This is a genomic window from Mesorhizobium hawassense (assembly GCF_003289945.1).
Taxonomy (GTDB): Bacteria; Pseudomonadota; Alphaproteobacteria; order Rhizobiales; family Rhizobiaceae; genus Mesorhizobium; species Mesorhizobium hawassense.
Map to the genome: position 1 here is coordinate 1 of NZ_QMBP01000043.1, position 10,545 is coordinate 10,545.

Genomic DNA, 10,545 nt, shown 5'->3' on the forward strand with positions numbered 1-10,545 from the left:
TGTCGCTGCTGCCGGTCACCGTGACGACGTCGTGCGCGCCCGAAAGATTCAGCGTATCGCTGTTGCCGGCGATGTTGATCGCATCGCTGCTACCTGCAAGCGCGATGGTCACTCCATTGTCGCCTGCCCCAAGCGTCACTGAATTGCCGCTGCCCGCGTTCACAGCCAGGTTCTGACCATTCCTCAGGGTGAGGCTCTCGCCTGTGCCGGTGAGGTTGACGTTTTCGAAGCCGGTGAAGGCCGCTAGGCTATTGAGATCGAACGACCCCGGGCCAGAGATGCTGAGGGTGTCAGTGCCACTGCCGCCGGTTAGGCGATCCCCGGCGTTTAGTGTCGCGCCCGCTCCAATTATCGCGTTAACCGAGTTCGACCCGGCAGTGAAAGAGACTGTGTCATTGCCGGTCCCAAGCGTCACCGAGTTGCCGCTGCCCGCGCTAACGGCTAGGTTTTGGCCGTTCTTCAGCGTTAGGCTTTTGCCGCCGCCGCTAAGAAGTATATTTTCGAACCCGGTGAAGGTGGCCAGGCTGTTGAGGTCAAACGACCCCGACCCGGAGATGTTGAGCAGGTCGGAGTTGATGCCGCCCGAAAGGGCATCCCCGCTGTTGAGGGTTGCGCCCGGCCCGATTGTGGCGTTCACCTGGTTGGTGGCCGAGACGAACGTCACTGTGTCATTGCCAGTTCCCAGCGTAACTGTATTACCGGCGCCGCCATTAACAGTCAGGTTCTGACCGTTTTTCAGAGTTAGGCTCGCGCCCGTGCCGGTGAGGTTGATATTCTCGAAGCCGTTGAAGGCCGCGAGGCTATTGAGATCGACCACCCCCGCAACGTTGAGCGTATCAGTGCCGTTGCCGCCGGTCAGGCGATCCCCGCTGTTGAGGCTGCCGATCGCCGCCGCGTTTATCGTGTTAGAGCCGCCCGTGAATGTCACGGTTGCGATGCCGCCTCCTAGCGCCACCGTATTGCCGCTGCCGCCATTTACAGTGAAGGTCTGACCGGACTTCAGGGTCAAGTTCTCACCGGTGCCCGAGAGTGTGACGTTCTCGACGCCGCTGAGGGTCGCAAGGGTATTGAGATCGAATGATCCCGATCCGAAGAGGACCACCATGTCGGTGCCACTGCCACCGGTGAGGCGATCGCCCGCGTTCAGCGTCGCGCCCGCGCCGATCGTCGCGTTGACAGTATTGGAGCCGGCGGTGAAGGTCACCGTGTCATTGCCGGTCCCGAGTGTTACCGCATTGCCGCTGCCGCCGTTGACGGTGATGTTCTGACCATTTTTCAGGGTCAGGCTTTCACCGGTTCCCGAGAGCGTGACGTTCTCGACACCGCTGAAGGTCGCAAGGGTATTGAGATCGAATGATCCCGATCCGGAGAGGACCGCCGTGTCGGTGCCGCTGCCGCCGGTGAGGCGATCGCCCGCGTTCAGCGTGGCGCCCGCTCCCATCGTCGCGTTGACTGTGTTGGAGCCGACGGTGAAAGCCACCGTGTCATTGCCGGTCCCGAGTGTTACCGCATTGCCGCTGCCGCCGTTGACGGTGATGTTCTGACCATTTTTCAGGGTCAGGCTTTCACCGGTTCCCGAGAGCGTGACGTTCTCGACGCCGCTGAGGGTCGCAAGGGTATTGAGATCGAATGATCCCGATCCGGAGAGGACCACCGTGTCGGTGCCACTGCCACCGGTGAGGCGATCGCCCGCGTTCAGCGTCGCGCCCGCGCCGATCGTCGCGTTGACAGTATTGGAGCCGGCGGTGAAGGTCACCGTGTCATTGCCGGTCCCGAGTGTTACCGCATTGCCGCTGCCGCCGTTGACGGTGAGATTCTGACCGTTCTTGAGCGTCAGGCTTTCACCTGTGCCGGCTAGATTGACATTCTCGACACCGGTGAAGGTCGCAAGCGTGTTGAGGTTAAGCGATCCCGATCCGGAGAGGATCACCGTGTCGGTGCCGCTGCCGCCGGTGAGGCGATCGCCCGCGTTCAGCGTCGCGCCCGCGCCGATCGTCGCGTTGACTGTGTTGGAACCGGCGGTGAAAGCCACCGTGTCGTTGCCGGTTCCAAGGGTTATGGCGTTCCCGTTGCCGCCGTTTACGGTGAGGTTCTGACCGTTTTTGAGCGTCAGGCTTTCACCTGTGCCGGTTAGATTGACATTCTCGAAACCGGTGAACGTTGCAAGGCTGTTGAGGTTAAACGATCCCGATCCCGCGATATTGAGTGCGTCCGCCCCGCCGCCACCCGTCAGGGCATCGCCATTGTTCAGGGTCGCACCCGCTCCGATCGTCCCGTTCACTGTGTTGGAACCGCCGGTAAAAGTCACCGTGTCATTGCCGGTCCCAAGTGCCACCGTGTTGCCGCTGCCTGCGCTGACAATCAGATTCTGACCATTCTTCAGGGTCAGGTTCTCACCCGTGCCGGTCAAAGTGACATTCTCGAAAGCAGTGAAGGTAGCCAGGTTGTTGAGGTCGAACGATCCCGTGCCGGAGATGCTGAGCGTGTCGACGCCGCTGCCGCCGGTCAGCCGATCGCCGCTGTTTAGCGTCGCACCCGCGCCGATCGTCCCAAACACGGTGTTCGCACTCGACCCGTTGAAATTGACGGTATCGTTGGCGGTCGTGAGCGTTTTTGATGGCATGGCGTCCTCCCCGTTTCTTTTTATTGAATCGGCTTATTCAATCGGCAGCCGAAAACGCAGAGGTCTGGCTAGGAGCCGCTCAGGATCTCCGCGAGTGTTACGCCGCCTAGTATTTCCCTGTGGGAATTTTGCCCCGAATTTCCGCTGGCGCGCCGAGCAACGTCTGCCGAAAGGACGGTCGCCGGGGCAGACGCAACTGCCTCAACCAGAATACGCAAAACATGACATGCAGAGCGCATTGCAACGGACGTCCCATCAGGGTTAATTAAGAAAGCACTAATACAAAAAAGAGTCGAGAGGAGAACATGAACTGACTCCGATTTCGTCAAGGCACGACCCATCTGCCGGTGCCCCGCGGGTAATTACCGACGCGAAGCGTCGACCGGGCTGGGCTACGTTGGAAGAAGCCGGCGACGATTTCTCAGCTGTAGCCAACAAGGATGGCTGCCGTGCTGTAAGGGTATTTGGCAGGTATGCGGCAGATCGAGATGCCGATAAGTTTAAAAGGAACAGCCACCACTCGAGCCTGTTCTGTCGTTATATTCGGTCAATGGCACAAAAGAACCTTGGCGGTTTAGACGGAACTTTCCAAGCAGCTAGGGGAAAAAGAAATTTTGGGTAAGTCCCACAAGAATATGAAAACGATCTCAAAAAGCGTGATCGAGATGGGGCTATTCTCCGCGGTTATGAACGTCTTGGTTTTGATCACTCCATTATACATGATCCAAGTATATGATAGGATCATACCGTCGTCAAATACTAATACGCTGTTATATTTGAGTTTAATTGCGGCATTCTCTGTTTTTTTGTTTGGTATCCTTGAAGTGCTTAGGGGCATATATGCAAGCCGCCTCGCGACCCGGATAGATGTGAATTTTGGTTCGACATCCTTTCTCGCCGCCATGAATGGACCGCGGGCTGGACTTGGGGATGTCCAAGCGCTGCGTGACCTAGCCACCGTTCGGGGGTTTGTCGCCTCACGAACACTCTTCTACCTCTTTGATCTGCCGTTTGGCCTACTCTTCATTGGGCTGCTGTATTTCATTCATCCGTTACTGTTCCTCGCGACCGCCGTCGGAGCGGCTTTTATGGTTGGCATAGCAGTGCTGAACCAGGCCGTGACTTCAACCCCAAGCAGAGGAGCCGCAGACAACCTTGCTGCGGCGATGAATTCGGCCCAGGCCTTTTCGCGCAATTTCGAGACGGTCCGCGCGCTGGGCATGGTATCTAATGCAATTGAGTTCTGGGGCGTCCGCTTTTCGGGCTTCCTGCACGCCTCGGATCGAGTTGCCCGTGTCAATGCCTTCTATGGAGGTCTCTCCAGAGCCACGCGAACGGGCCTGCAAATCGCGATACTAGGGGTCGGGGCTTACTTGGTTCTGCACAACGAAATCACTGCGGGCATGATATTCGCTTCTTCGATGATAGCGGCTCGGGCTTTGCAACCTCTTGATCAGATAATTGGAAGTTGGCGGCAAATTGTCGAAGCCAACACAGCGTGGAATAGGCTTTCGATCGCGACTCGCAGTCCGGGGAATTCGCATGACGTTGCTTTGCCGACCCCGAGAGGGGCGTTGACTGTCGATCAAGTCATTTATCAGGTTCCCGGCTCGGCCGACGGCTTGCTACCCCTAATTAAGCGGGTGAGCTTTGAAGTAGCAGCCGGCGAAACAGTTGCCATCGTCGGGCCGTCCCAAGCTGGCAAGTCAACTTTGGCGCGTCTGATCGTCGGTGCCATCGAGCCTCGGTCGGGGGCGATCCGGATCGATGGTGGTGAAATTCGGAATTGGGATCCGGAGGACCTCGGCCGGCAAATCGGCTATCTCCCCCAGGACGTCGAACTCTTCCCAGGCACCATCGGCCAGAACATTGCTCGCTTTACCCCGGATGCGTCGGATGCAAGCATAGTTGAAGCGGCGTTGCGGGCGCAGGTTCATGATCTCATCCTCGGTCAAAAGCACGGATACTCTACTTTGATCGGTCCTACCGGCGTTCGCCTCTCTGGGGGCGAACGCCAACGCATTGGGCTCGCGCGCGCCTTCTATGGCGAACCAAAAATCTTGGTTCTTGATGAGCCAAATGCAAATCTTGATGCGCTCGGCGAGGCAGCACTCGAGCGGGCTATTATGCAAGCCCAAGCGCAGAAGAGAACAGTGGTCGTCATAACTCACCGGCCGTCTCTTGCTGCCAAATGCGATCGCATTCTCATGCTGCGCAATGGACAAGTCGAGATCTTTGGCTCCAGCAAGGAAGTGCTCGACGGGCTCGCCCAGAGACAGAGCCAGGTGCTCCCGTCGGAAGTGTCTCAATCCGTTCCGCCGCACCTTCCTCATATTGACGAGGACAGGCACCAATGACGGTTCGAAGCCAATCCATGCAGGTTGTGGCACAAGCGTATCGTTGGCAGGACAGCGTCGATACGGGCACAAATCGGATTGTTCTGGCTGCCTTCGGGGTCGTGGTTGCATTTCTACTTGGATCCGGATTTTGGGCAGCTACCGCGCCGATTGCGGGGGCAACGATTGCGCCTGGCGTAATAGTGGCCGCAGGTCAAAATGTTATGATCCAGCATCTTGAGGGTGGGGTTGTCCGAAGTATCAAAGTGCGGGAGGGGGATAGGGTTTCAAGAGGCCAAGCACTCATCTTGCTTGATCCGATACTTGCTCAGGCACAACTAAACCGTGTCCTCAAACAATGGGTTGCACGGAAGACTGAAATCGCGCGGCTCGAGGCAGAGCGCGATGGGTTAAAGGAAATCGTATTCCCCAAGGATCTAGGCGGGTATTCAGATGCTTCCGAGTTCAGTGACGTCCTCCGGGAGCAGAGCAAGGAATTCCTGGCTCGGCTCGCCCGTTACACCGCCGAAGCGGAGATTTTGAAACAACGCGTTACAGCTCTTCAGGAGTCTATTGGAGGACTAAGAGCTCAGGAGAAGGGAATGGAGAATCAACTTACGATCGTCAACGAAGAGACGGATCGTAAGAAAAAGCTGTTGGAGAAGGGACTGACAAATCGTTCCGAGTATACGGATTTGCTGCGCAGCAGTGCTGAACTGGCGGGTCAGGCTGGATCGCTGGAAGCCCAGATTGCAAGCTCTGAAACGCAGATTGGAGAAGCTCAAGAGCAAATCGAGCGGCTGACGACCAGTCGCGTTGAGGACGCCGACGGGGAACTTAACAAGGTTCGCGCCGATGTGGCTGATCTTGAGGAACAAATAAATGCCGCTCGATCGGTGCTCGATCGCACTACCATCCGGGCGCCGGTCGACGGCATCATCGTTCGGTCCCTCTATAACTCGGAAGGCAGTGTCATCCGGGCCGGCGAGGCAGTGATGGAGCTCTTGCCCACGACGAACGAATTGATCGTCGAGGCCAAAATAAAGCCGGAAGACATCGACGCGATCCGGGTGGGGCAAGACGCAAATATGATGTTCACGGCCATGAATACGAGAACCACGCCAAAAGTGCCTGGAAAAGTGTTTTACGTTTCCGCGGATCGGTTGGTGACGCCCAACACGGGATTGTCATACTACACGGTGCGCCTTCGAATGGCCGACCAATTGCCGCCACAGATCAAACCGGACCAGATCTATCCAGGAATGCCGGTGGAGACATTTATCTCAACGGGCGAGCGAACATTCCTGGACTATCTTACCAAGCCGCTGTTGGATTCGTTTCAGCGGGCTTTCCGAGAGCGTTAATTTCAGGATAGCCGCGCAATTCTCCAGCTCGAATGCGAGTATCGGGCTTTTTAATATTGGACCTGCCGCTCGGTTAGCATGCAAACTGCAATTTCATCCTAAAGCAGCCCGTCTGCTTACGGCCCCAAATCAGCCGGTCAGCAATGCGCCGCGAAGCAGTCGTTGAAACGGGAAGGGCCGGCGTCGGAGGCGGCCCTTCCCGTTGCAGAGGCTCTGCTCTAGTTCGACAACACCTTGTCGGGAGGCCAGCGAATTGCAGATCAGCACGAGCTTGCCTTTGACGCCCCCCCTGACCGAGCAGCTCTTGGGCGTGACGAGCCTCGGTCAATGGCATCCGCTCGGCCACCATCGGCTTGATCTTGCCGTCGCGAAGCAGCTCGAGTAAGGCGCCGAGATCTTCGCGGAACCAAGCGAGCTTCCACCGTTTCAAATATTGTATGCTGTAGGGGAGTATGCGTCGTCGGCCTGGTGAAACGAAAGCGCGGACCGCATACCACGCGGGTCGTAATACCCCGCGAAGGCGATAACGTAAGCCGCCTGCCAATTGGCCCTTCTGCAGAAATGAAGTGAAGCCATAGGATATGACGCGGCCACCAGGCCTCAGAGTCCGAAACGAACGCCAGACATTGGCTTCGCCGACCCCGTCGAAGACGACGTCCACGCCGTCGTTTGTGAGGCGATGGATCTCCTTGACGAAGTCGGCCCCCTTGTAGTCGATCGGCGTGGCCCCGAGATCGGATACGATATGATGAGCTGTAAGAGATGCAGTCCCATACATCTCTAGACCTGCTAGGCGGCCAAGTTGCAGCAGAGCCGTGCCCACTCCGCCGGCCGCGCCATGAATAAGAACCCGCTGTCCCGGTGAGGCATGCCCAAGGCGATGCATCATCTGATAGGCCGTAACGTAGTTCAGCACGAGGCTAACTGCCTCGGCGGGATCTACACCAGTTGGAACCGGAGTGAGCTCATCTTCCGGCAGGCAGATGAACTGGGCGTAGCCACCATGAATGGGCAGCGCCGCAACCATTTTACCAACCATGGCATGGGACGCTCCCTCTCCGGCCTCGTCGACGATGCCCACAATGTCCCATCCCGGCGTGAATGGCAGGATCGTCTTTTCCGGATGAATCCCCTCTCGCATCAATAGCTCTGCGAAGGAGACGCCGGCGGCGATTGTTCGCACCCGCAGCTCACCTGACGCCGGATGGGGCGCGTCTTCCTCCACGATCTCCAGAACTTCAGGTCCGCCATAGTGGCGAACAACGACGCGAAGAGACTTCATGGCAGGCTCGGTCCAGATTGGACTCCTCCGCTGAGACAAACTCGGACGAAAAGGTAGCGCGCGCTGGGATGAAGCGACTTGCTCCAGATCAAACCCGCCAGAAATCGGTCGCGCCACCCACGAATAGCCCTCATTTGCGCACGTTTCTACGCAGCCTCGGCAGGAGCAGGTCAGACGCCATTGGGCGCGAGTGGAAACAAGTACCGTTTGGGCTCACGGGTTGAACGTCTGATCCTCGTTGTAAAGCCGGAAGCCCTCATTCCGCTTCCGACCCCAAAGAGGACAGCCAGCAAGCGCCTCATAGCGTACTTGACCGGATTTGCCAGTTGCTCGACCCGGTCGCCATTGATCTAAAAGCGGAAATTTCCTCGTGCTGGGTCGCGGCGATCGATTGACTGAGCCGCCGCTTGCACCACTCCGCCCTATGAAATGTTCTGGTTGATATCTTGCCTGTGAAGGCCGGGTTTGTTGAAGAATCCAGCGCCGGACGCGTACGCCAGTCTCTATAGCAGGCGTTGCACGGCAACGAGCGAGCATCCACTCGTCAGGCCGCAACCTCAGTATGTTTAAGAAAGCGGAACGATCCCTTTGAGTGCTGCATAGACCGAGGTTCGCAACCAACGGTCCATGCTGCGGGCAAGGCCGGGGTCGCCGCTCAGGAAAAGGCCGCCCCTTTCTTTCTCGCGCTCGATGCTTGAGCGGCCCTCCAGGATGGCCCCCAGCGAAACAACGCCGGTCTCGACGTAAAGGTCGACGTCCCGGCGCGGGTCGGCCGAGCATAGCTCGGGCACATTCGCACCGGGCTCGACCACAAGCCAGTAATGAGGGTACTTCGGCGGGGGATGGTCGCGGAAATGGAAGCGGATGACGGCACGCCGCCGCGGCAGTTCAGCAAGATCGATCTTTCGCCGCACCAACCACATCAGGGTGGAAACATCCACGTCGGCGAGCGCGACCTCCGCCTCGATGTTGCATTGCGCCCATTCCGCCAGCGCGTTCATCGCCGGCTCGAGCTTGATCGACTTCTCGGTGCGGAAATAGGCGATGGTGCCCGACGCCTCGTCCTCGATGCGCTCGACTAGGCCCAACGCTTCCATCTCCTTGAGCCGCCTCGACAAGAGGGCCGATGAGATGTTGCCTACTCCCTTTCGAATGTCGTTGAAGCGGGTCGAGCCGTTCCAAAGTTCGGTCAGGATTTGGATCGTCCAGCGCGGCTCTAGGAACTCGCAGGCGCGCGAGATCGGGCAGAGCAATCCGTAAGGCCGTCGCGACATGGCTGAACGCTCCTCTGCCGCAAGTTAGGCCTTCTGAAGTGTTTAGGCCAGTTCACAATCTGAAGCTGAACGCTTCCGAAGCTGCCGTGGCGACTTATCCTCTTCTGCCATCATGGTGATCTTCTTTCGCGCAACCTCGACCAACGGAGGATACCATGACCAGGCATAACGCGGCGGAAGCGACACTAGCCCAGGCCGCACGGCGCGCGCCGGGGACCTTTTTCCGTCCGTTCGAACGCCTGCTGGCCCTTGTCCATGAGCGGCGGACCCGCCGCGAGATAGAGCGCTCACTTGGCCGGCTGTCCAATTTCCACTTACGCGACGTTGGCTTGACAAAGTTTGACGTCGAAGCGGCCTGCGCCGACGGCTTCGATCGATCCGCCTCTCGCGCGCTCATGAGCGTAGCGCAGAAGCGATTAGGCAATTGGTAAAGGCCGCCGTCCGACCTCTGCGGCGGCCGATGCGACTTCCAGCCTGAAGATTAGCAATATCTAATGTGATATGCCGGCGGCGAGGGGATTTTTCCATGGCGCGGTCAAACTGGTATCTCGCAATGGCGTTCCTCGCCCTGCTCGGCAATGCCGAGGCCCATGATTGGTATACTGGTAAGACGGACCCAGTTCTCCAGTATGACTGCTGTGGAGGCAAGGACTGTCACCCGATTGATCCGAGCGAAGTCAGGATGACAAAAGATGGCTATTTCGTGCGGCCGCCACGCCCCTTCTACTTAAACGAGCCACAGGAGCCTGAGTGGTTTATACCCCGAGAGCGTGTCCAGAGCTCGCCAGATGATCGCTACCACATTTGTGAGCGTCTGATGACGTTCTACAGATCGATCACTCCCCGCATGCAGTACCAAGCCTATCAGAGATTTAGATGGACGTGCTTTTTCGCACCACCGGGTACAAGCTCAATAGGGCAAAGATAGAAAAACAATTACATTGCATCTGCAGGTGCGAAGAAGCAGTTCTCGTGTTCCTCGGTCGGATGCAGGCAAATATGGAAATTGTCATCGCCTGACGGAAGAATCACGTCGTAAGGCACGAAGTAGCGGTTCTGGTGGGTTACTTTTCGGTGGTCGCCCGGTCGTAGGATGATGACGTAGCCGTCTGGTCGTGGCGTCACCGCTAGGCTTGGGATTTTTTCGCATTCTCCGCTAACTTGGTCGCCGTGGCAGCAGGCAGGTGGATACGTCCAGTTCCCTTTAGGGCTGTGGGCTAAAGCGGTGCTGGCCTCTAGCGCAGTGGCCATGACGACCCCTCCTGCAAGACAAGCCTTACGGTAGGTTGCTCCCTCATGCACCAGACGGCCCTCAAACCCGTCGATGAAGTTCTTGATATACACCATTAGCACATCCTAATATAGTGCCCTAGGTGTGAGCTTTCAGGAGGTTGTCCATTCGGACCGGACCGAGGAGACTGGAGTTACCAGGCTTCAGCGCTCGTCGGAGGATCCGAATGAACATCCACAAGAATGCCCGTCTCACGCCGCTGCGTCGAGAGGAGATGGCGCTGGCGGTGATAGAAGGCGGTTTTTCCAAAGCCCATGCGGCGCGAACGTATGGTGTGTCGGCCAAGATCGTGGCGCGTTGGGTCGAGCGCTACAAGGCCGAAGGCAGCAAAGGCATGGCCGACCGCTCGTCGCGGCCCACCGTCATGCCGGGCCT

8 protein-coding genes are annotated in these 10,545 nt (G+C 57.9%); 4 read left to right on the forward strand and 4 right to left on the reverse strand.

Annotation, left to right across the window (positions count from 1 at the left end; genetic code table 11):
* On the reverse strand, nt 1-2,623 hold a 2,623-nt coding region (locus tag DPM33_RS35280), incomplete at its 3' end, for a beta strand repeat-containing protein (protein WP_146770386.1).
* A 635-nt stretch (nt 2,624-3,258) separates the two neighbouring features.
* Here DPM33_RS35280 and DPM33_RS35285 point away from each other — a divergent pair.
* Entirely contained in the window at nt 3,259-4,980 is a 1,722-nt protein-coding gene (locus DPM33_RS35285) for a type I secretion system permease/ATPase (RefSeq protein ID WP_112102187.1), read from the forward strand.
* Nucleotides 4,977-6,323 (forward strand): HlyD family type I secretion periplasmic adaptor subunit, encoded by a 1,347-nt coding sequence (locus tag DPM33_RS35290; protein WP_245442684.1) that lies wholly within the window; start codon nt 4,977-4,979, stop codon nt 6,321-6,323. The genes DPM33_RS35285 and DPM33_RS35290 overlap by 4 nt, the downstream gene beginning before the upstream one ends.
* A 73-nt stretch (nt 6,324-6,396) precedes the next feature.
* Here DPM33_RS35290 and DPM33_RS35295 read toward each other — a convergent pair whose 3' ends face one another.
* Together DPM33_RS35295 and DPM33_RS35300 are read right to left on the reverse strand one after the other, a co-directional pair.
* A complete protein-coding gene (locus DPM33_RS35295; protein ID WP_208648491.1) occupies nt 6,397-7,605 on the reverse strand; it encodes a medium chain dehydrogenase/reductase family protein in 1,209 nt (402 codons plus the stop codon).
* Between the two features lie 566 nt (nt 7,606-8,171).
* Nucleotides 8,172-8,879, reverse strand: coding sequence for a winged helix-turn-helix transcriptional regulator (locus DPM33_RS35300; RefSeq protein WP_112102189.1), 708 nt, complete (start codon nt 8,877-8,879; stop codon nt 8,172-8,174).
* Between the two features lie 155 nt (nt 8,880-9,034).
* Here DPM33_RS35300 and DPM33_RS35305 point away from each other — a divergent pair, with 155 nt between their 5' ends.
* A complete protein-coding gene (locus DPM33_RS35305) occupies nt 9,035-9,310 on the forward strand; it encodes a hypothetical protein (protein ID WP_112102191.1) in 276 nt (91 codons plus the stop codon).
* Between the two features lie 505 nt (nt 9,311-9,815).
* Here DPM33_RS35305 and DPM33_RS35310 read toward each other — a convergent pair.
* Nucleotides 9,816-10,226: a hypothetical protein gene (locus tag DPM33_RS35310; RefSeq protein WP_112102193.1), complete on the reverse strand. Its 411-nt coding sequence runs from the start codon at nt 10,224-10,226 to the stop codon at nt 9,816-9,818.
* A gap of 110 nt (nt 10,227-10,336) precedes the next feature.
* Here DPM33_RS35310 and DPM33_RS35315 point away from each other — a divergent pair.
* Nucleotides 10,337-10,545 (forward strand): leucine zipper domain-containing protein (locus DPM33_RS35315; RefSeq protein ID WP_146770388.1); only part of this gene is annotated, 209 nt, incomplete at its 3' end.